Annotated in this window: 24 protein-coding genes; 10 read left to right on the top strand and 14 right to left on the bottom strand. The window is 58.8% G+C overall.

Going from position 1 to position 18,419, the window contains the following annotated elements:
* Positions 1-99: 99 nt before the first annotated feature.
* The 8 genes from hisG to PMI30_RS18915 form a co-directional block, all read right to left on the bottom strand.
* Positions 100-735 carry an ATP phosphoribosyltransferase gene (hisG, locus tag PMI30_RS18880; protein ID WP_007901570.1) on the bottom strand — a complete coding sequence of 212 codons (636 nt, stop codon included), beginning with the start codon at positions 733-735 and terminating at the stop codon, positions 100-102.
* A 128-nt stretch (positions 736-863) separates the two neighbouring features.
* The gene (gene murA, locus PMI30_RS18885) at positions 864-2,129 is read right to left on the bottom strand and encodes a UDP-N-acetylglucosamine 1-carboxyvinyltransferase (protein ID WP_007901567.1); all 1,266 of its coding nucleotides are present in this window, start codon (positions 2,127-2,129) and stop codon (positions 864-866) included.
* A gap of 22 nt (positions 2,130-2,151) precedes the next feature.
* A complete protein-coding gene (locus PMI30_RS18890; RefSeq protein ID WP_007901566.1) occupies positions 2,152-2,391 on the bottom strand; it encodes a BolA family protein in 240 nt (79 codons plus the stop codon).
* Between the two features lie 114 nt (positions 2,392-2,505).
* Positions 2,506-2,811 carry an STAS domain-containing protein gene (locus PMI30_RS18895; protein WP_008008631.1) on the bottom strand — a complete coding sequence of 102 codons (306 nt, stop codon included), beginning with the start codon at positions 2,809-2,811 and terminating at the stop codon, positions 2,506-2,508.
* A complete protein-coding gene (locus PMI30_RS18900; RefSeq protein ID WP_008008629.1) occupies positions 2,808-3,461 on the bottom strand; it encodes an MlaC/ttg2D family ABC transporter substrate-binding protein in 654 nt (217 codons plus the stop codon). Before PMI30_RS18900 ends, PMI30_RS18895 begins: the two co-directional genes overlap by 4 nt.
* An 11-nt stretch (positions 3,462-3,472) precedes the next feature.
* Positions 3,473-3,940, bottom strand: a complete 468-nt coding sequence (gene mlaD, locus PMI30_RS18905; RefSeq protein ID WP_007901560.1) for an outer membrane lipid asymmetry maintenance protein MlaD — start codon at positions 3,938-3,940, stop codon at positions 3,473-3,475.
* Positions 3,940-4,737, bottom strand: coding sequence for a lipid asymmetry maintenance ABC transporter permease subunit MlaE (gene mlaE, locus PMI30_RS18910; RefSeq protein ID WP_008008628.1), 798 nt, complete (start codon positions 4,735-4,737; stop codon positions 3,940-3,942). The genes mlaD and mlaE overlap by 1 nt, the downstream gene beginning before the upstream one ends.
* Positions 4,737-5,546, bottom strand: a complete 810-nt coding sequence (locus PMI30_RS18915) for an ATP-binding cassette domain-containing protein (protein ID WP_008008627.1) — start codon at positions 5,544-5,546, stop codon at positions 4,737-4,739. Before PMI30_RS18915 ends, mlaE begins: the two co-directional genes overlap by 1 nt.
* A gap of 278 nt (positions 5,547-5,824) precedes the next feature.
* On the opposite strand from PMI30_RS18915, the gene PMI30_RS18920 reads away from it, so the two are divergent.
* From PMI30_RS18920 to PMI30_RS18965, 10 genes are all read left to right on the top strand, one after another.
* Complete coding sequence (locus PMI30_RS18920) at positions 5,825-6,799, top strand: KpsF/GutQ family sugar-phosphate isomerase (protein WP_008008626.1); 975 nt, start codon at positions 5,825-5,827, stop codon at positions 6,797-6,799.
* Positions 6,799-7,323: a KdsC family phosphatase gene (locus PMI30_RS18925; RefSeq protein WP_008008625.1), complete on the top strand. Its 525-nt coding sequence runs from the start codon at positions 6,799-6,801 to the stop codon at positions 7,321-7,323. Before PMI30_RS18920 ends, PMI30_RS18925 begins: the two co-directional genes overlap by 1 nt.
* 7 nt (positions 7,324-7,330) lie before the next feature.
* Positions 7,331-7,903: an LPS export ABC transporter periplasmic protein LptC gene (lptC, locus tag PMI30_RS18930; RefSeq protein ID WP_008008624.1), complete on the top strand. Its 573-nt coding sequence runs from the start codon at positions 7,331-7,333 to the stop codon at positions 7,901-7,903.
* A complete protein-coding gene (gene lptA / locus PMI30_RS18935) occupies positions 7,890-8,438 on the top strand; it encodes a lipopolysaccharide transport periplasmic protein LptA (protein ID WP_008008623.1) in 549 nt (182 codons plus the stop codon). Before lptC ends, lptA begins: the two co-directional genes overlap by 14 nt.
* Positions 8,438-9,163, top strand: a complete 726-nt coding sequence (gene lptB / locus PMI30_RS18940; RefSeq protein ID WP_007901537.1) for an LPS export ABC transporter ATP-binding protein — start codon at positions 8,438-8,440, stop codon at positions 9,161-9,163. The genes lptA and lptB overlap by 1 nt, the downstream gene beginning before the upstream one ends.
* 185 nt (positions 9,164-9,348) lie before the next feature.
* A complete protein-coding gene (locus tag PMI30_RS18945) occupies positions 9,349-10,842 on the top strand; it encodes an RNA polymerase factor sigma-54 (protein ID WP_032835202.1) in 1,494 nt (497 codons plus the stop codon).
* A gap of 74 nt (positions 10,843-10,916) precedes the next feature.
* Positions 10,917-11,225 carry a ribosome hibernation-promoting factor, HPF/YfiA family gene (gene hpf / locus PMI30_RS18950; protein ID WP_003178005.1) on the top strand — a complete coding sequence of 103 codons (309 nt, stop codon included), beginning with the start codon at positions 10,917-10,919 and terminating at the stop codon, positions 11,223-11,225.
* 12 nt (positions 11,226-11,237) lie between these two features.
* Positions 11,238-11,702 (top strand): PTS IIA-like nitrogen regulatory protein PtsN, encoded by a 465-nt coding sequence (ptsN, locus tag PMI30_RS18955; protein WP_007901530.1) that lies wholly within the window; start codon positions 11,238-11,240, stop codon positions 11,700-11,702.
* Positions 11,703-11,704: 2 nt separating this feature from the next.
* Positions 11,705-12,562: an RNase adapter RapZ gene (gene rapZ / locus PMI30_RS18960; RefSeq protein ID WP_008008622.1), complete on the top strand. Its 858-nt coding sequence runs from the start codon at positions 11,705-11,707 to the stop codon at positions 12,560-12,562.
* A gap of 15 nt (positions 12,563-12,577) precedes the next feature.
* Complete coding sequence (locus tag PMI30_RS18965; RefSeq protein ID WP_008008621.1) at positions 12,578-12,853, top strand: HPr family phosphocarrier protein; 276 nt, start codon at positions 12,578-12,580, stop codon at positions 12,851-12,853.
* Positions 12,854-12,958: 105 nt separating this feature from the next.
* Here the strand turns inward: PMI30_RS18965 and PMI30_RS18970 are convergent, their stop codons facing one another.
* The 6 genes from PMI30_RS18970 to pmbA form a co-directional block, all read right to left on the bottom strand.
* Positions 12,959-13,852, bottom strand: a complete 894-nt coding sequence (locus tag PMI30_RS18970; RefSeq protein ID WP_008008620.1) for a ZIP family metal transporter — start codon at positions 13,850-13,852, stop codon at positions 12,959-12,961.
* Positions 13,853-13,897: 45 nt separating this feature from the next.
* Positions 13,898-14,509, bottom strand: a complete 612-nt coding sequence (locus tag PMI30_RS18975) for a superoxide dismutase (RefSeq protein ID WP_008008619.1) — start codon at positions 14,507-14,509, stop codon at positions 13,898-13,900.
* Position 14,510: 1 nt separating this feature from the next.
* Complete coding sequence (locus PMI30_RS18980; RefSeq protein ID WP_008008616.1) at positions 14,511-14,948, bottom strand: hypothetical protein; 438 nt, start codon at positions 14,946-14,948, stop codon at positions 14,511-14,513.
* Positions 14,949-14,975: 27 nt separating this feature from the next.
* A complete protein-coding gene (locus PMI30_RS18985; protein ID WP_008008614.1) occupies positions 14,976-16,352 on the bottom strand; it encodes a class II fumarate hydratase in 1,377 nt (458 codons plus the stop codon).
* Positions 16,345-16,740 carry a hypothetical protein gene (locus PMI30_RS18990; RefSeq protein WP_008008612.1) on the bottom strand — a complete coding sequence of 132 codons (396 nt, stop codon included), beginning with the start codon at positions 16,738-16,740 and terminating at the stop codon, positions 16,345-16,347. The genes PMI30_RS18985 and PMI30_RS18990 overlap by 8 nt, the downstream gene beginning before the upstream one ends.
* A 243-nt stretch (positions 16,741-16,983) precedes the next feature.
* Positions 16,984-18,330: a metalloprotease PmbA gene (gene pmbA / locus PMI30_RS18995; protein ID WP_008008609.1), complete on the bottom strand. Its 1,347-nt coding sequence runs from the start codon at positions 18,328-18,330 to the stop codon at positions 16,984-16,986.
* Positions 18,331-18,419 lie beyond the last annotated feature (89 nt).

The raw sequence follows: 18,419 nt of genomic DNA, 5'->3' as shown, positions 1-18,419 counted from the left end.
AAACTCAGGCGCCCGAAGCTAACATTCGATCCGCTTGGGCACCTGAGAATTCTGGCTATGAGGCGGATAGACGGCGCGCCTTGCGGTCGCGCAGGTAAATCAGCCGCGGTGTCGAGACTCCACTGCCTTGCGCAGGGTGTCGATCAACGCCTGGATACGGGCGTGCTGCATTTTCATCGAAGCTTTGTTGACGATCAGCCGCGAGCTGATGTCGGCAATGAAATCCTGGGGTTCCAGGCCATTGGCACGCAGGGTGTTACCGGTGTCGACCACGTCGATGATCTTGTCTGCCAGACCGATCAGCGGCGCCAGCTCCATCGAGCCGTAGAGCTTGATGATGTCGACCTGACGGCCCTGCTCGGCGTAGTAACGCTTGGCGACGTTGACGAATTTGGTCGCCACCCGCAGACGGCCCTTGGGCTCGACATCGCCGACACGGCCGGCGGTCATCAGCTTGCAGAGGGCAATTCGCAGATCCAGAGGCTCGTACAGACCCTGGCCGCCATATTCCATCAGCACGTCTTTACCGGCGACGCCCAGGTCGGCGGCACCATGCTCGACGTAGGTCGGCACATCGGTGGCGCGCACGATCAGCAGGCGCACATCGGCCTGGGTCGTGGGGATGATCAGCTTGCGGCTCTTGTCCGGATTCTCGGTCGGCACGATGCCCGCTTCAGCCAGAAGCGGCAAGGTGTCGTCAAGGATGCGGCCCTTGGACAGTGCGATAGTCAACATGGGAAACGTCAGTCCTTATCAAGGTACTCATGCCCGGTCGCAAATGGCGCCGGACACACATCGAGCCTGAAACAGGCTCGACTTGAAACGAATTCAACGGGCGCGTCCCTGCGCCCATGCAGCAGAAACTAGCCCGGTACGCGGCGGATTTTCGCGCCGAGCATCTGCAGTTTCTCTTCGATGCACTCGTAACCACGGTCGATGTGGTAAATGCGGTCGATCAGGGTATCGCCTTCGGCGATCAGCGCCGAGATCACCAGGCTGGCCGAAGCACGCAGGTCGGTGGCCATTACTGGCGCGCCCTTGAGCTTTTCGATGCCGGTGACGATGGCGGTGTTGCCTTCGACCTGGATATGAGCGCCCATGCGGTGCAGTTCGTAAACGTGCATGAAGCGGTTTTCGAAGATCGTCTCGATCACCGCACCAGTGCCTTCGGCAATGGCGTTGAGGGAGATGAACTGCGCTTGCATGTCGGTCGGGAACGCCGGGTATGGAGCGGTCCGCACGTTAACGGCTTTTGGCCGCTTGCCGTGCATGTTCAGCTCGATCCAGTCTTCGCCGCAGGTGATTTCAGCACCCGATTCGCGAAGTTTTTCCAGAACGGCTTCGAGGATGGTCGGATCAGTGTCCTTGACCTTCACACGACCGCCGGTCACCGCCGCCGCCACCAGGTAGGTGCCGGTCTCGATACGGTCAGGCATCACCTTGTAAGTGGTCGGGTGCAGACGCTCGACGCCATCGATGGTGATGGTGTCGGTGCCGGCGCCAGTGATCTTGGCGCCCATGGCGTTCAAGAAGTTCGCCAGGTCGATGACCTCAGGCTCGCGAGCGGCGTTCGCCAGCACGCTACGACCCTTGGCCAGAGCGGCCGCCATCATGATGTTCTCGGTACCGGTCACGCTGACGGTGTCGAAGAAGAAGTGCGCACCGCGCAGGCCACCCTCAGGGGCCTTGGCCTTGATGTAGCCACCTTCTACGTCGATGACCGCGCCCATGGCTTCGAGGCCACGGATGTGCAGGTCGACCGGACGCGAACCGATGGCGCAACCGCCAGGCAGTGCGACTTCGGCTTCGCCGAAACGGGCAACCATCGGGCCCAGCACCAGGATCGAGGCACGCATGGTTTTCACCAGTTCGTACGGCGCAATCAGGGTCTTGATGGTGCGCGGGTCGATTTCGACGCTGAGCTTCTCGTCGATCACCGGCTCGATGCCCATGCGACCGAACAGCTCGATCATGGTGGTGATGTCGTGCAGGTGCGGCAGGTTGGCAACGGTAACCGGGCCATCGCACAGCAGGGTTGCAGCCAGGATCGGCAGGGCAGAGTTCTTTGCCCCGGAGATGCGGATTTCGCCATCAAGACGAACGCCACCGGTAATAATCAATTTATCCATAAGAATCTCGACGCCCTTGGGCTCAGGTGCGCTCGGCCCAGGCCGCGCTGCTGAAAAATTTCATAGTGACCGCATGGATGCTGCCATCGGTGATCCATGGGTTCAAATGGGCATAGACCTGCTGCTGACGCTTCACCGGGCTCAACGCCGCCAGTTCATCGCTAATCACGTTCAGCTGGAAATTGCAGCCTTCGCCTTCAACTTCCACCTTCGTGTTTGGCAGCTTTCCTTCAAGGAAGCTCTTCACTTCTACGGCCTGCATGCTCAACCTCAATCGGCGCCCTGTGCGCGCGGGTCGGACATCATACAAAAAAGCCCCGCGCCTGCGAACCCCGCGAAGCAGGACTCTGACGGGGGGCTTCTTTATAGATGCGGTTCAGGGATGCGCCAACAGCTCGGTCAACTCGCTGACCTGAGCGATTTCACGCATATCTTCGGGTATCGCACGAATGCTCAGGGCCTTGCCGGCCGCCTGAGCATCGCGCATGAAGCACAGCAGCAGCGACAAGCCGACGCTGCTGGACTTCTCCACCGCCGAGCAATCAACCACCAGCGCCGCCGCATTACTGGACTTGATCAGCGCCTGCCCCTGCTGGCGCAGGTTCGGGCCTGTCCGGTAATCCAGCACGCCACTGAGCAGCAGTTCGCCGGATTCGCTCATGCGAATGGCCGACTCACTCATTGGGTTTTCTTCTCGGTAGATTGTTCGGTGGCTTCCTTGGCTTTGGCGACTTCCCCGGCCCAACCGTTGATGGTCTTGTCCAGATCGTTGCCATTGCGCTGCATCGCATCAGCGAACTGATCGCGGAACAGCTTGCCGATGTTGATGCCGTTGATGATCACGTTGCGCAGCTTCCACTCGCCATTGATCTTCTCGAGTGTGTAAGACACAGGATAGATCGCGCCGCTACTGCTCTTGACCGTCATGCCAACGCTGGTACGGTCGCCTGACTCATCCTTGGCAGGATCGACGACGATGCCCTGGTTGTCGTACTCAAGCAAAGCATTGCCATAGAACTGGAACAGGCCTTTTTTGAAGTTCTCGACAAACTTCTGCATCTGCTCGGGCGTGGCCTTGCGTGAATACTTGACCGTCATGATGCTCTTGGAAATACCTTCGGCATCCACCACAGGCCCGACGATGGTATTCAGCGCCGTATAAAAGTCCTGCGGGTCCTGCTTGTACTTTGCTTTGTTGGCGGCAAGATCCGCCAACAACCGGGTGGTGGTGTCCTGTACCAGATCGTGCGCGGAAGGCGCCGCCACGGCGTTAGCCATCAACGGCAAGGCCGCGAGTATTACCAACAGGCCACGTCGCAAGATAGAGATCATTCAAAAGCTCCTCATTTGGCGTCTTTGCTAACGGTATTGAGCAGGAATTTACCGATCAGGTCCTCGAGTACCAGCGACGACTGCGTATCGTGGATGGTTCCACCCTCCTTGAGCAGGGTTTCCTCCCCTCCCACGCTGATACCGATGTATTTCTCACCCAGCAGGCCAGCGGTCAGGATAGATGCAGTGGAGTCAGTCGGCAGATTATCTACGCGCTTTTCCAGTTGCATGGTCACCCGACCGGTGAAGCTGTCGCGGTCCAGATCGATCGCCGTGACCTTGCCGATGGTCACACCGGCCATGGTCACTTTAGCTCTGACAGTCAAACCGGCGATATTGTCGAAATACGCATAAAGTTTATAAGTTTCGGTGGTTGCACTAGGGGACAGACCACTGACCCGCAACGCAAGCAACAGCAAAGCCAGGATGCCAGCCAGCAAGAAAAGGCCGACACCGATTTCCAGGGTGCGGTTTTGCATCAGAAATCTCCAAACATCAAGGCGGTCAGAATAAAGTCCAGGCCGAGTACAGCCAAAGAGGCATACACCACGGTCTTGGTAGTGGCACGACTGATCCCCTCGGAAGTGGGCTCGCAGTCATAGCCTTGGAATACGGCGATCCAGGTCACGACGAAGGCAAAAACGATGCTTTTGATAATGCCGTTGAGCACATCGTCGACAAACGTCACGCTGTTTTGCATGTTCGACCAGTAGGAGCCTTCATAGACACCCAGCCAGTCGACGGCCACCCACGAACCGCCCCAGATGCCCACCACGCTGAAAATCATTGCCAGCACCGGCAGGGAAATGAAGCCGGCCCACAGGCGCGGGGCAATGATGTACTTGAGCGGGTCGACCCCGATCATTTCCAGACTGGACAACTGTTCGGTGGACTTCATGTTGCCGATTTCGGCGGTCAGTGCCGAACCCGCGCGTCCGGCGAACAGCAAGGCCGTGACCACCGGACCCAGTTCACGCAACAGCGTCAGCGCAACCATCTGCCCGACGGCCTGCTCCGAACCGTAGCTGGACAGAATGTTAAAGCCCTGCAGCGCCAGCACCATGCCGATGAATACCCCGGAGACCACGATGATCACCAGGGACATCACGCCCACCGAATGCAGCTGCTTGACCAGCAGGCCAAAACCGCCGCCGATGCCGCCACGACCGAGCAAGGCATGGAACAGGAACAGCGCCGAACGCCCGAATACCGCCAGCACATCGATGCCGGCGTAACCGAAGCGGCGCACTCTTTCTATCAGTGAAATCTTGCGCATCAGCGCTTCCCCAGAAGATCTGCGCGGTAATCCGGCGCTGGAAAGTGGTATGCGACCGGGCCGTCGGGTTCGCCTGTCATGAATTGACGAATACGTGGTTCGTCCGAGGTCATCAGTTCCTTGGGCGTACCTTGCCCCAGCACTTGCCCGTCACCCACCACAATGAGGTAATCGGCGATGCTCGCGGTCTCGGCCAGATCGTGGGAAACCACGATACTGGTGATACCCAGCGCATCGTTGAGCAGGCGGATCAGGCGTACCAGCACGCCCATGGCGATCGGGTCCTGGCCAACAAAGGGCTCGTCGTACATGAGGATTTGCGGATCGAGAGCAATTGCCCGGGCCAGCGCGACGCGACGTTTCATGCCGCCGGACAATTCGTCAGGCATCAGGTCGATGGCGCCACGCAAGCCCACGGCCTGCAATTTGAGCAGGACAATGTCGCGGATCATTTCTTCCGGCAGCCCGGTATGAACACGCAGCGGAAAGGCGACGTTCTCGAACACATCAAGATCGGTAAACAGCGCGCCGCTCTGAAACAACACACCCATGTGCTTGCGCGCATCGAACAGATCGCTGCGCGACAACGTCGGCAGGTTCTGGCCGTTGACCCAGACTTCGCCGCTGGCAGGGCGCAATTGTGCACCTATCAGCCGCAACAGCGTGGTCTTGCCACACCCGGAAGGCCCCATGATGCCGGTGACCTTGCCGCGCGGTATGCGAATATCGACGTTATTGAAAATGCTGCGCGAACCGCGCTTGAAGGTCAGTCCCTTCAGCTCGACCGCGTAGGCGTTATCGGCACTCATCTAAACTCCTTGCGATGCAGCCTCTCACTCGGACGCCTGGCTTTCTGGCGAAAGCACATACCTCCCCCGGGCAGGCCGAACTGGCGGCGAACTATATCACTGCAAAGCTCAAGCGCCCAAGGCCCAAGCCGGGCATGTTCAGCAACATGACCGTCTGAAATCATCTATTTAGAGATGATTCGGTAACAAGTAATGACAAACTGCAACGAACTCGCGTGAGGGTTTTGATCATTACCGTTATAATCGCCGCCTTTTCATCAGACTATTCGATTTCCGACATGAACCAATCCAGCGACCTGATTCAATCCGCACAACGCACCATCCGCCTCGAACTGGAAGCCGTACAAGGCTTGCTGCCCCATATCGATGCAGATTTCGTACGTGCTTGCGAGATGATTCTGGCTAGCAAAGGCCGGGTGGTCGTGGTCGGCATGGGCAAATCGGGGCACATCGGCAACAAGATTGCCGCCACCCTCGCCAGCACCGGCACCACGGCTTTCTTCGTGCACCCGGCCGAGGCCAGCCATGGCGATATGGGCATGATCACCCGTGATGACATCATTCTGGCGCTGTCGAACTCCGGCTCCACCAATGAAATCGTCACCTTGCTGCCGCTGATCAAGCGCCAGGGCATTCAGATGATCAGCCTGACCGGCAACCCCGATTCGCCGCTGGCCAAGGCTGCGGAAGTCAACCTCAATGTAAGCGTCGAACACGAAGCCTGTCCGCTGAATCTGGCCCCCACCTCATCGACCACCGCGGCACTGGTCATGGGCGACGCTCTAGCCGTTGCCTTGCTTGAAGCTCGCGGTTTTACCGCTGAAGACTTTGCCTTTTCCCACCCGGGTGGTGCCCTTGGCCGCCGTTTGTTGCTGAAAGTGGAAAATGTCATGCATGCCGGCACCGAATTACCGCAAGTGATGTCCGGTACGCTGCTCAAGGATGCCTTGATGGAAATGACCCGCAAGGGGTTGGGCATGACCGTTGTACTGAGCGCGGATGGAAAGCTCGCCGGGATCTTCACCGACGGCGATCTGCGCCGCACGCTGGACCGCACGATTGATATCCACAGCACGACCATTGATGAAGTGATGACCGCCCACGGCAAGACCGCCCGCGCCGAGATGCTCGCCGCCGAGGCCCTGAAAATCATGGAAGACCACAAGATCAACGCACTGGTAGTGATCGACAGCGAAGACCGCCCCGTCGGCGCCTTGAACATGCACGATTTGCTGCGTGCGGGAGTAATGTAATGAGCACGGACCTGCTGCAACGCGGCAAACAGATCAAACTGGCGGTATTCGACGTCGACGGCGTACTGACCGATGGACGCCTGTACTTCCTCGAAGACGGCAGCGAATTCAAGACTTTCAACACCCTCGACGGCCAGGGCATCAAGATGTTGATGGCAGCCGGCGTGCAGACCGCTATCATCAGCGGCCGCAAGACCCCGGTGGTTGAACGGCGTGCGAAGAACCTCGGCATTCCACACCTTTATCAGGGTCGCGAAGACAAACTGGTGGTGCTCGACGAACTTCTTGCCCAGCTCAACCTGAGCTATGAGCAAGTGGCCTACCTTGGCGACGACCTGCCAGACCTGCCGGTGATTCGCCGTGTCGGCCTGGGCATGGCGGTGGCCAGCGCTGCCAGTTTCGTGCGCGAACACGCCCACGGCATCACCCAGGCCCGTGGTGGCGAGGGTGCTGCTCGCGAATTCTGCGAATTGATCCTGCGCGCCCAGGGCCGCCTCGATGCGGCCAACGCCGCATACCTGTGAGCCCATCATGCTGAGCAAAAAGATTCGCAACATCCTGATGTTCGGTTGCATCGCAGCGATTTTTGCGGCGGTCGGCTACTGGAATATCAGCCCGGAACGCTTCCTCGACAAACCGGTGGTGAAGGTCGATGAAAGCGCGATCGACTATTACGCCGTCAACGCCCATAGCGTGCAATACCTGCCCGACGGCAAACTGCAATATGAAATGACGTCGGACAAGGTCGAACACCTGAAAGCGACCGAAGTGACGTTGCTGACCAATCCTGATCTGAATATGTTCCGTGGCACCGAATTCCCCTGGCACGTCCAGAGCGAGCGCGGCGAAGTCAACCCGGACGGCACTCAGGTCGAGCTGATTGATTCGGTACGTATCACCCGTTTCGACGAAAAAAACCGTAAAACCCTGATTACCACCACCCGTATGACCGTGTTCCCGCAGCAGCAATATGCGCAGACCGATCAACCCGTTAGAATCGACGGCGCTGGCGGTGTATCGACAGGCAACGGAATGAAAGCGTACTTGAAAGAAAGCAGGATACACCTGCTATCGAACGTAAGAGGACAGTATGAGGCTCGTTAAAACTCTCCCTATTTTGCTCAGTCTGGGCGCAGCACTGGGAAGCGTGAGCGCCTGGGCTCTGCCGAACGATCAAGAGCAGCCTATCCGCATTCAGGCCGACGATGCCCAACTGGACGACAAGAATGGCGTTGCCACCTATAAAGGTGATGTGATCATCACCCAGGGCTCGATGAAGGTCACCGGCAATACCGTGACCATCACCCGCACCCCGACCGGCGACATCGACGTGGTGACTTCGGTGGGCAACCTCGCCTACTTTGAGCAACTGCAGACCGCTGGCGACACCAAGCCTGTTCAGGGCTGGGGTGTGACCATCCAGTACCACGCCGCACAAAACCGCGTCGTGCTGATCGACAAGGCAAAAGTCGTCGACAAGGACAACAACACCACCCAAGGCGAGAAAATCGTCTACGACACGGTTAAAAAGCTTGCGAGCGCCGGTCGCGCCACGGGTAACAAGGTCACCGAGGCACGTCCTCGCATCGACATGGTGATCCAGCCGAAGAAGAAAACCGACGAGCAAAAGGCCCAGTAATGGCAACTCTGAAAGCTCAGCATCTGGCCAAGAGCTACAAGAGCCGTCAGGTCGTGCGCGACGTCAGCCTGTCCATCGACAGCGGTCAGATCGTCGGCCTGCTTGGCCCTAACGGCGCCGGTAAAACCACCTGTTTCTACATGATTGTCGGCCTGGTACAGGCCGATCAGGGTCGCGTACTGATCGACGATCTGGATGTCAGCCACCAGCCGATGCACGGTCGTGCGAAGGCGGGTATCGGTTATCTTCCGCAAGAAGCGTCGATCTTCCGCAAACTGTCGGTGGCCGACAACATCATGGCCATCCTCGAGACACGCAAGGAACTCGACAAGGCCGGTCGTCGCAAAGAGCTGGAAAGCCTGCTGCAGGAATTTCACATCCACCACATCCGCGACAACCTCGGCATGAGCCTGTCCGGTGGTGAACGCCGCCGCGTGGAAATTGCCCGGGCGCTGGCCACCAATCCGAAATTCATCCTCCTCGACGAACCCTTCGCCGGTGTGGACCCGATTTCGGTAGGCGACATCAAGCAGATCATTCATCACCTCAAGGCCAAAGGCATTGGTGTGCTGATCACGGACCACAACGTCCGCGAAACCCTGGATATCTGCGAAACCGCCTACATCGTCAACGATGGCCAACTGATCGCTGAAGGTGACTCCGCCACTATCCTGGCCAATGAACTGGTCAAGGAAGTGTATCTGGGTCATGAGTTCCGCCTGTAGGCACTGAGATGCCCCGGGTCGCCTGGAGCGCGCGCACTTCAATAAAAAATCAATAAGTTTTTATTGTTACAGCGCTCTAGGCAAACACTTCAGTTTCAGGCATATAATTTGCTTATGTTTGGCGCTTCGGCGCCCTGTAGTGGATGGCGCATGTGCGCCGGCGAATAAGGTGTTAAGCCCCTGCCATGAAACCATCGCTAGTCTTGAGAATGGGCCAGCAGCTGACGATGACACCGCAGCTGCAACAGGCCATCCGCCTGCTCCAATTGTCGACCCTGGACCTGCAACAGGAAATCCAGGAGGCCCTGGAGTCCAATCCGATGCTCGAACGCCAGGAAGAAGGCGACGACTTCGATAACGCCGACCCCTTGGCCGATAGCGCCGAACAGAAACCCAACGCCGACATTCAGGAACCCTCCTACCAGGAAACCGCCCCAACGGTGGATAACCTCGAGGAAGGCGACTGGAACGAGCGCATTCCTAACGAATTGCCCGTCGATACCGCTTGGGAAGACGTCTACCAGACCAGCGCCAGCAGCCTGCCGAGCAACGATGACGACGAGTGGGATTTCACCACCCGTACATCGGTCGGCGAAAGCCTGCAAAGCCATTTGCTCTGGCAACTGAACCTGGCACCGATGTCCGACACCGATCGCCTGATCGCCGTGACCCTGATCGACTGCATCAATAATCAGGGCTACCTGGACGAAACCCTTGAGGAAATCCTCGAGGCGTTCGACCCGGAACTGGACATCGAACTGGACGAAATCGAAGCCGTCCTGCACCGCATCCAGCAATTCGAACCCGCTGGCATCGGCGCCCGCAACCTCGGTGAATGCCTGCTGCTGCAACTGCGCCAGCTGCCCGCCAAGACCCCTTGGCTGGCCGAGGCCAAGCGCCTGGTCACCGATTACATCGACTTGCTCGGCAGCCGCGACTACAGCCAGCTGATGCGCCGCATGAAGCTCAAGGAAGATGAACTGCGTCAGGTCATCGAATTGGTCCAGAGCCTCAACCCGCGCCCAGGATCACAAATCGAGTCCACCGAAGCCGAATACGTCGTTCCCGACGTGATCGTGCGCAAGGACAACGAGCGCTGGCTGGTGGAGTTGAATCAGGAATCGGTGCCACGCCTGCGGGTCAACGCCCAATACGCCGGTTTCGTGCGCCGCGCCGATACCAGCGCTGATAACACCTTCATGCGCAATCAGTTGCAGGAAGCTCGCTGGTTCATCAAGAGCCTGCAAAGCCGCAATGAAACCCTGATGAAAGTCGCCACCCAGATCGTCGAGCATCAACGCGGCTTTCTGGAGTACGGTGACGAAGCCATGAAGCCGTTGGTGCTGCATGACATCGCCGAAGCGGTGGGCATGCATGAATCGACGATTTCACGGGTGACCACGCAAAAATTCATGCATACCCCGCGGGGCATCTATGAACTGAAATACTTTTTTTCCAGCCACGTCAGTACCTCAGAAGGCGGTGAATGCTCGTCCACGGCGATCCGCGCGATCATCAAAAAACTGGTTGCCGCGGAAAATCAGAAAAAGCCGTTGAGTGACAGCAAGATCGCTGGTTTACTGGAGGCACAAGGCATTCAGGTGGCTCGCCGCACCGTCGCCAAGTACCGCGAATCCCTCGGGATCGCGCCTTCGAGCGAACGCAAGCGGTTGATGTAGAGCCACGCCACAGCGTTCCAGTGGTAGATCATCTGATCTACCGCTTTATGCACTGGCAACGAAGGAGAAGCTGTATGCAAGTCAACATCAGTGGACACCAACTGGAAGTGACCGAACCCCTGCGCACCTACATCGGCGAAAAACTCGACCGATTAGAGAGGCATTTCGACAAGATCACCAATGTGCAAGTCACGATGAACGTCGAAAAACTGCTGCAGAAGATCGAAGCCACGCTGCATATTCCCGGCGGAGAAGTGGTCGCCAATGCCGAGCATACGGACATGTATGCCGCCATCGACCTGCTGACCGACAAGCTGGATCGCCAACTTAAAAAGCATAAGGAAAAGACCCAGAGCCTCCTCCAGGGCGCGACCGGTCGTTAACACCCCCAATCCATGATCCGACTAGAAACCATCCTGACCCCCGGCCGTTCCCAAGTGAACGCGCCGGGTGGCAGTAAAAAGAAAGCCCTCGAGCAAATTGCCAACCTTATCCACCGCGAAGTACCGGATCTGGAAATGCAGGACGTCTTCGAGGCTCTGATTGCCCGTGAGAAACTCGGTTCTACCGGTTTCGGCAACGGCATCGCCATCCCCCACTGCCGGCTCAAAGGCTGCACCTCGCCAATCAGCGCGCTGCTGCACCTGGAAGCCCCTATCGATTTCGACGCCATTGATGGCGCCCCGGTTGACCTGCTGTTTGTGCTGCTGGTCCCGGAAGCCGCCACCGATGCGCACCTGGAGTTGCTGCGCCAGATCGCCAGCATGCTGGATCGCAAGGAAGTGCGTGAAAAACTGCGCAGCGCCCCGAGCAACGAAGCCTTGTATCAGGTTGTCCTGGACGAGCAGAACGGTCACTAATCATGCGCCTGATCATCGTCAGTGGCCGCTCCGGCTCAGGTAAAAGCACCGCCCTCGATGTGCTCGAGGACAACGGCTACTACTGCATCGACAACCTGCCTGCCGGCTTGCTGCCGGAACTGGCCGAACGCGCGCTGATTCACACCGAACTGGCACAACCGCTGGTGGCCGTGTCCATTGATGCACGCAACCTGCCGAGCCACCTGTCACGGTTCCCCGAATTGCTGGAAGAGGTCCGCAGCCGGCATATCCAGTGCGATGTGCTGTACCTGGACGCTGACGAAGAAACCTTGCTCAAACGCTTTTCGGAAACTCGCCGTCGTCACCCGCTGAGCAGCGCCAATCGCTCGCTGGCGGAGGCGATAGAGGACGAAACCAATCTGCTGGGGCCGATTGCCGATCTGGCCGACCTCAAGGTCAATACCACCAATCTGAACCTGTATCAGCTACGCGATACCATCAAGCTGCGCCTGCTGAATCAACCGGAACCGGGCACTGCGTTCCTGGTGGAATCTTTCGGGTTCAAGCGGGGCATGCCGGTGGACGCCGATCTGGTGTTCGACGTGCGCTGTCTGCCCAACCCTTACTGGAAGCCAGAGCTACGGGCACAATCCGGGCTCGATCAACCGGTGGCCGAGTACCTGGCGGCACAGCCTGACGTCGAAGAGATGTTCCAGGACATTTCCTCGTACCTGCTCAAATGGCTGCCCCGCTTTGCCGCCAGCAACCGCGCTTACGTCACCATTGCCATTGGCTGCACCGGCGGGCATCACCGCTCTGTCTACCTGACCGAACGTCTGGGTCAGGTCCTGCAAAAAACCCTGAAGAACGTCCAGGTTCGCCACCGCGACCTCAGCTAAAGGATTCACATCGCGATGCCTGCTCTGGAAATCGAAATCATCAACAAGCTGGGCCTGCATGCCCGCGCGTCTGCAAAATTCGTTGGGGTCGCCGGTGAGTTCAAGGATTGCACGATCCGGGTAGGACGCACGCCGGAATCCACGGTCGATGGCAAAAGCATTATGGCAATGATGATGCTCGCCGCAGGCAAGGGCACCAAAATCTATATCAGTACCGAAGGCGAAGATGAGCAAAAAGCGCTGGATGCGCTGACAGACTTGATCAACCGTTACTTCGACGAAGGCGGATAAAAGTCAAAAGATCGCAGCCTCGTTTCACTCGACAGCTCCTACGGTATGCCGATCCTTGTAGGAGCTGTCGAGTGAAACGAGGCTGCGATCTTTTGATCCTGTTTTTCAAGCCAACGCCGTATCCATCACCATCATCAGACAAAACCCGATCAGCAGCCCAAGGCTGGCCAGTTTGTCGTGACCATGGCGTCGCGATTCGGGGATGACTTCGTGAGTCACCACCAACAGCATCGCACCGGCCGCCAGTGCCAGACCCAACGGCAACAACAGTTCGGCCAGGCTCACCAGCCAGGCGCACAACAGTGCGAAGACCGGCTCGACCAACCCTGACGCAGCACCGACCAGGAACGCCTTGACCCGCGACATCCCTGCTCCGGCCAATACCAAAGCAATCACCAGCCCTTCCGGTACATCCTGCAAGGCAATGCCCATGGCCAGGCTGTCGGCGTCAGGCATGCCACCACCGGCCGAGACGCCGACCGCCATGCCTTCGGGGATGTTGTGGGCGATGATGGCGAACACAAACAACCAGATCCGCGGTGCAATCACCGATCGCTCCAGTGTCCCCACGAGCATTTCTGGCGTAGCGCCGGACACCTTGCGATCCACCAGAAACAGCCCGAATGCCCCCAGCATGATGCCAAAACTGATCAGGCCACTGGCCGCCCAAGGCGTCAGCCCGAGGCTTTCAGCCGCGGCAATGCCCGGCACGATCAGTGAAAACGCCGTCGCCGCGAGCATCACTCCGGCCCCGAAACCCAGCAGCGTATCGCTGACTGCCTGGGGCATCCGCCGAATCACCAGCACCGGCACCGCGCCCAAAGCTGTGCCCAAGGCGCAAATCGCCCCGCCTTGCAGGGCGCGCTGAAGTTTCGGTTCGAGGTCCAGCCAGCTCAGCCCTTGAGCAGCCAATAACGTCATGCCCGCCAGCAGTAACAGCGATCCCAGTGCGTAACGAAACATCCGTCCACTTCCGACCGCCAGTGTTTCAGTGCCCATAGTCAGCCCTGGATTGTTTTATAGAGACTTAGGGGGCGTTCTCAACTAAACCAGCGCAGCCTGATAACGCGCGGCGACTTCGGGCCAATTGATCACGTTGTAGAACGCATTGATGTATTCCGGGCGGCGGTTCTGATAGCGCAGGTAATAAGCGTGTTCCCAAACGTCCAGGCCGAGAATCGGCGTATTGCCGTTCATCAATGGGCTGTCCTGGTTGCCGCTGCTTTCAACGATCAAGGTCTTTTGCGGTGTCACACTCAACCAGGCCCAACCGCTGCCGAAACGGGTCAGCGCAGCTTTGGTGAAAGCCTCCTTGAAGTTGTCGAGACCACCCAATTGCTCGTCGATCGCCTTGGCCAGCGCACCTTCAGGCTGACCACCGCCGCTGGGCGTCATGACTTCCCAGAACAACGAATGGTTGGCATGCCCACCGCCCTGATTGATCACCGCCGCGCGAAGTTTTTCCGGCAATTGCTGGACCGCCGCCACCAGTTTTTCCACAGGCCATTCGGCAAATTCGGTGCCTTCGACCGCGGCGTTGAGGTTGTTGATGTAAGTCTGGTGGTGTTTGGTGTAGTGGATTTCCATGGTCTGCGCATCGATGTGCGGTTCCAGGGCGTCATAGGCGTACGGCAAGGCAGGCAAGGTAAAAGCCATTTCAATGAACTCCATGTTGTAAGGGCGCAGGCTGATGCGCGGGCGACGTCTCGCGGTGTAGCAAACGCTGGGTGCGCGGATACTCGCCGTGATCGCTGATGAAATTCAGCAACTCGACATAGGTTTTGCTGCTCTGGCGCAGCGCGGCTTCCCGCAAAGCCGGCGCCAGTCGCGGGTCCTGCATGGTCTGCAACAGTCGTTGATGGATCGCGCACAAATACTCGGCGCTCTCCTCCGGCTGGTTCAGACGCAAGTGCAGGTCCGCCAGGTTATGGTGGGAAATCACGCAAGCCGCCACCGCTTCGTCGGCATCGGCCCAGCGCTCGAACAACACCTGGGCCAAGGCCAATGCCTGCAAATATGCCTCGCGGGCATCGACCAGCTCGCCCAGCATGAAACAGCGATTTGCTCTTTCGATCGTGCGTTTCCAGTGCTCCATGGTGAGCCTCCAAAGCGGTAGCGGTGATTACACGCCGCCTGCGGTGAGCTTCTCTGGGTTGAGCAATTCTTCCAGTTGGCTGCGCGTCAGGTCGGTGTGTTCCAGGGCGACATCGATCACCGGCCGGCCCTGCTGATAAGCCTTCTTGGCAATCTCAGCGGCTTTTTGGTAACCAATGATCGGGTTAAGTGCTGTGACCAGAATCGGATTGCGCGACAGCGCTTCCTTGAGCCGGGCCTCGTTGACCTTGAAGCTGGCAATAGCCTTGTCGCCCAGCAGACGGCTGGCGTTGGCCAGCAACTCGATACTGCTCAGCAGGTTCTGGGCGATGATCGGCAGCATGACGTTCAGCTCGAAATTGCCCGACTGACCGGCGACGGTGATCACCGTGTCGTTGCCAATCACCTGAGCGGCGACCATCGCGGTGGCTTCCGGGATCACCGGATTGACCTTGCCGGGCATGATCGACGAACCGGGCTGCAAGGCTTCGAGTTCGATTTCACCGAGCCCGGCCAACGGGCCGGAGTTCATCCAGCGCAGGTCATTGGCGATTTTCATCAAGGAAACCGCTGTGGCCTTGAGCTGCCCTGAAACGCTGACCGCCGTGTCCTGCGAGCCGATCAGCGCAAACAGGTCCTTGCCCGGCGTGAACTGCACCTGGGTCAGTTGGCTGAGTTGCTGGCTGAAACGCGCCGCAAACTGCGGATGGGCATTGATCCCGGTACCCACCGCCGTGCCGCCCTGGGCCACCGATTGCAGGCTTGGCAGCAGATCCTGCAGGTGACCGATATTGGCCTTGAGCTGTTGCGCCCAACCATTGAGCACCTGACTCATGCGCACAGGCATGGCGTCCATCAAATGGGTACGCCCGGTTTTGACGAACGGATGAACCTGCTCGGCCTTGTGTTCGATCACCTGCACCAGATGCACCAGCGCCGGCAGCAACTGCTCATGCAAGCTCAATGCGGCGCTGACATGGATGGTGGTCGGAATGATGTCGTTGCTGCTTTGGCCGCAATTGACGTGATCGTTGGGATTGACCGGCTCGCCCAACAAGCGGCTAGCCAAGGTGGCGATCACTTCGTTGGCGTTCATGTTGGAACTGGTGCCGGAACCGGTCTGAAAGATATCCACCGGGAAGTGCTGCATGAAGTCGCCTTCAAGCAGGCCTTGAGCGGCGTCGACGATGGCTTTGCCTTGGGATTCGCTGATCTGTTTGAGTTCGACGTTGGCTCGGGCGGCTGCGGCCTTGGCCAGAATCAGCGCCCGGATGAACTGCACGGGCATCGGTTTGCCGCTGATCGGGAAGTTATCCACCGCGCGCTGGGTTTGCGCGCCGTACAAAGCGTCAATCGGGACATTTAACTCGCCCATGCTGTCGCGTTCGATACGTGTGTTATTCATCAGGAGATCCTTGCACCAGTTCTATGAGAGGAATCGAAGGTCGCAACTCGCAGGTCGCCAATTGCCACGCGTAGCTTTGCCAACGTTTGAGGCGGCATTTGCAGAGTGATTGACGTTCGAGATCGCGTAGCGGTCGCCAGGCCTGGTCGAGACACAAGCTGCGCCAGTGCCAGGGCAGCGCGACATCGACGGCGGTGTCGAGCAGCAAACGGAAAGAGGTTTCGGCGATGGTCCAGGGTGAGGTGGCCGTGCAACACGCCAGATACCGGCCTTCGGCCAGGTAATGTTCAATCAGGCGCGGCTCGTCAGGGTCCATGGCGCAACGGATCTGGCGACTCATCCAGCGCCAGCTTTCGAGGTAAGGCTGCTCGTGCAAGGCAGAACTCATGATCCGGGCTCATTCGGTAATGAGATTTATTATTAGATGATAATGAGAACCAAAACAAGGTCTGCAGCCCACACCGATCATGTGGGAGCGAGCCTGCTCGCGATATTGGCGGAACATTCGCCAACTTTGTCGACTGACACATCGCTATCGCGAGCAGGCTCGCTCCCACAGGGGAACATTGCAAGGCGCATAAAAAAGGCGCGCCACCCAACGGTGGCGCGCCTTTTTTGTACCGGTAAGGGCTTAGCTACCCGCCACCGTCATCCGCTCGATCAACACCGAACCGGTGCGAATGTTGCTGCGCAATTCCAGGTCATTACCAACAGCAATGATCTGCTTGAACATGTCGCGCATGTTGCCGGCGATGGTCACTTCCTGGACCGCGAACTGGATTTCGCCGTTCTCGACCCAGAAACCCGCCGCGCCCCGGGAATAATCGCCAGTGACCATGTTCAGGCCCTGCCCCATCAGTTCGGTGACCAGCAGGCCACGGCCCATGCGGCGCAGCAAGGCTGCCTGATCTTCGTCGCCGTGGGTGACGAACAGGTTGTGCACGCCGCCGGCATTGGCGGTGCTCGGCATGCCCAGCTTGCGGCCGGAGTAGGTGCCGAGTATGTAGGACACCAACTCGCCCTTCTCCACGAACGGCTTGGCGTAGGTCGCCAGGCCATCGCCGTCGAAGGCCGAACTGCCCAGGGCGCGCATCAGGTGCGGACGTTCATCGATGGTCAGCCATTCCGGGAACAGCTTCTGCCCCAGCGTGCCTTCGAGGAACGAGGATTTGCGGTACAGACTGCCACCGGAGATCGCTGACAGGAAACTGCCGAACAAGCCACCGGCCAGTTCTGCGGAAAACAGCACCGGCACTTCGCAGGTCGGCACCGGACGCGCCCCCAGACGGCTCGCCGCCCGTTGCGCGGCACGCAGGCCGATGCTCTCAGGTGAGGCCAGCAAATTGCCCTGACGGTTCACGTCGTACCAGTAATCGCGCTGCATCTGGCCATCGGCTTCGGCGATCATCACGCAGCTGAGGCTGTGACGAGTCGACGCGTAACCACCGATAAAACCGTGGCTGTTGCCGTAAACCCGGCAGCCCTGGTGAGTGCTGAGGGTGGTGCCGTCGGCATTCTTGATCCGGCTGTCGGCGGCAAACGCCGCTGCTTCACAGGCCAGGGCCTGCTCGATGGCTTGCTCCGGGGTGATATTCCATTGGTGGAACAGGTCGAAATCCTGCAGATCCTTGGCCATCAACGCGGCATCCGCCAGGCCCGAGGCTTCGTCTTCGGAGGTATGCCTGGCAATGGCCAGCGCGGCGGCGACGGTTTCGCGAATCGCTTCCGAACCGCTGGCCGAGGTGCTGGCCGAGCCTTTTCGCTGCCCCACATACAAGGTGATGCCAAAGCCCTGATCGCGATTGAACTCAACGGTTTCGACTTCCCGCTGACGCACCGTGGTCGACAAGCCCTGCTCCAGCGACACGGCCACTTCACAGGCACTGGCCCCCTGGCGCTTGGCTTCAGCGATGATCTGCTCGACTTGTTCTTGCAGTGCCGGCAACGCTTGTGGGCCGACGCTTTCAACTGCACTCATGCTGTTCTCCACTCAAATTCTGCTTTCGGCTGGGGCCTTCGAGCGACCGGGCCGGACAAGCGGCCCCCGACTGGTTATCATGGCGGCGT

It is taken from the genome of Pseudomonas sp. GM50 (assembly GCF_000282375.1).
Classification (GTDB): domain Bacteria; phylum Pseudomonadota; class Gammaproteobacteria; order Pseudomonadales; family Pseudomonadaceae; genus Aquipseudomonas.
The sequence above is the reverse complement of the archived record's forward strand: the minus strand, read 5'-3'. Positions and strand labels throughout refer to the sequence as shown.

Coding starts and splice junctions, on each gene's coding strand:
- PMI30_RS18965 (WP_008008621.1), top strand. CDS start 12,578: ATGCCTGCTCTGGAAATCGAAATCATCAACAAGCTGGGCCTGCATGCC.
- PMI30_RS18945 (WP_032835202.1), top strand. CDS start 9,349: ATGAAACCATCGCTAGTCTTGAGAATGGGCCAGCAGCTGACGATGACA.
- PMI30_RS18975 (WP_008008619.1), bottom strand. CDS start 14,509: ATGGCTTTTACCTTGCCTGCCTTGCCGTACGCCTATGACGCCCTGGAA.
- lptC (WP_008008624.1), top strand. CDS start 7,331: ATGCTGAGCAAAAAGATTCGCAACATCCTGATGTTCGGTTGCATCGCA.
- murA (WP_007901567.1), bottom strand. CDS start 2,129: ATGGATAAATTGATTATTACCGGTGGCGTTCGTCTTGATGGCGAAATC.
- lptB (WP_007901537.1), top strand. CDS start 8,438: ATGGCAACTCTGAAAGCTCAGCATCTGGCCAAGAGCTACAAGAGCCGT.
- hpf (WP_003178005.1), top strand. CDS start 10,917: ATGCAAGTCAACATCAGTGGACACCAACTGGAAGTGACCGAACCCCTG.
- PMI30_RS18920 (WP_008008626.1), top strand. CDS start 5,825: ATGAACCAATCCAGCGACCTGATTCAATCCGCACAACGCACCATCCGC.
- ptsN (WP_007901530.1), top strand. CDS start 11,238: ATGATCCGACTAGAAACCATCCTGACCCCCGGCCGTTCCCAAGTGAAC.
- PMI30_RS18895 (WP_008008631.1), bottom strand. CDS start 2,811: ATGAGTGAGTCGGCCATTCGCATGAGCGAATCCGGCGAACTGCTGCTC.
- mlaD (WP_007901560.1), bottom strand. CDS start 3,940: ATGCAAAACCGCACCCTGGAAATCGGTGTCGGCCTTTTCTTGCTGGCT.
- pmbA (WP_008008609.1), bottom strand. CDS start 18,330: ATGAGTGCAGTTGAAAGCGTCGGCCCACAAGCGTTGCCGGCACTGCAA.
- PMI30_RS18985 (WP_008008614.1), bottom strand. CDS start 16,352: ATGAATAACACACGTATCGAACGCGACAGCATGGGCGAGTTAAATGTC.
- lptA (WP_008008623.1), top strand. CDS start 7,890: ATGAGGCTCGTTAAAACTCTCCCTATTTTGCTCAGTCTGGGCGCAGCA.
- PMI30_RS18915 (WP_008008627.1), bottom strand. CDS start 5,546: ATGAGTGCCGATAACGCCTACGCGGTCGAGCTGAAGGGACTGACCTTC.
- PMI30_RS18970 (WP_008008620.1), bottom strand. CDS start 13,852: ATGGGCACTGAAACACTGGCGGTCGGAAGTGGACGGATGTTTCGTTAC.
- rapZ (WP_008008622.1), top strand. CDS start 11,705: ATGCGCCTGATCATCGTCAGTGGCCGCTCCGGCTCAGGTAAAAGCACC.
- PMI30_RS18900 (WP_008008629.1), bottom strand. CDS start 3,461: ATGATCTCTATCTTGCGACGTGGCCTGTTGGTAATACTCGCGGCCTTG.
- PMI30_RS18890 (WP_007901566.1), bottom strand. CDS start 2,391: ATGCAGGCCGTAGAAGTGAAGAGCTTCCTTGAAGGAAAGCTGCCAAAC.
- mlaE (WP_008008628.1), bottom strand. CDS start 4,737: ATGCGCAAGATTTCACTGATAGAAAGAGTGCGCCGCTTCGGTTACGCC.
- hisG (WP_007901570.1), bottom strand. CDS start 735: ATGTTGACTATCGCACTGTCCAAGGGCCGCATCCTTGACGACACCTTG.
- PMI30_RS18980 (WP_008008616.1), bottom strand. CDS start 14,948: ATGGAGCACTGGAAACGCACGATCGAAAGAGCAAATCGCTGTTTCATG.
- PMI30_RS18990 (WP_008008612.1), bottom strand. CDS start 16,740: ATGAGTTCTGCCTTGCACGAGCAGCCTTACCTCGAAAGCTGGCGCTGG.
- PMI30_RS18925 (WP_008008625.1), top strand. CDS start 6,799: ATGAGCACGGACCTGCTGCAACGCGGCAAACAGATCAAACTGGCGGTA.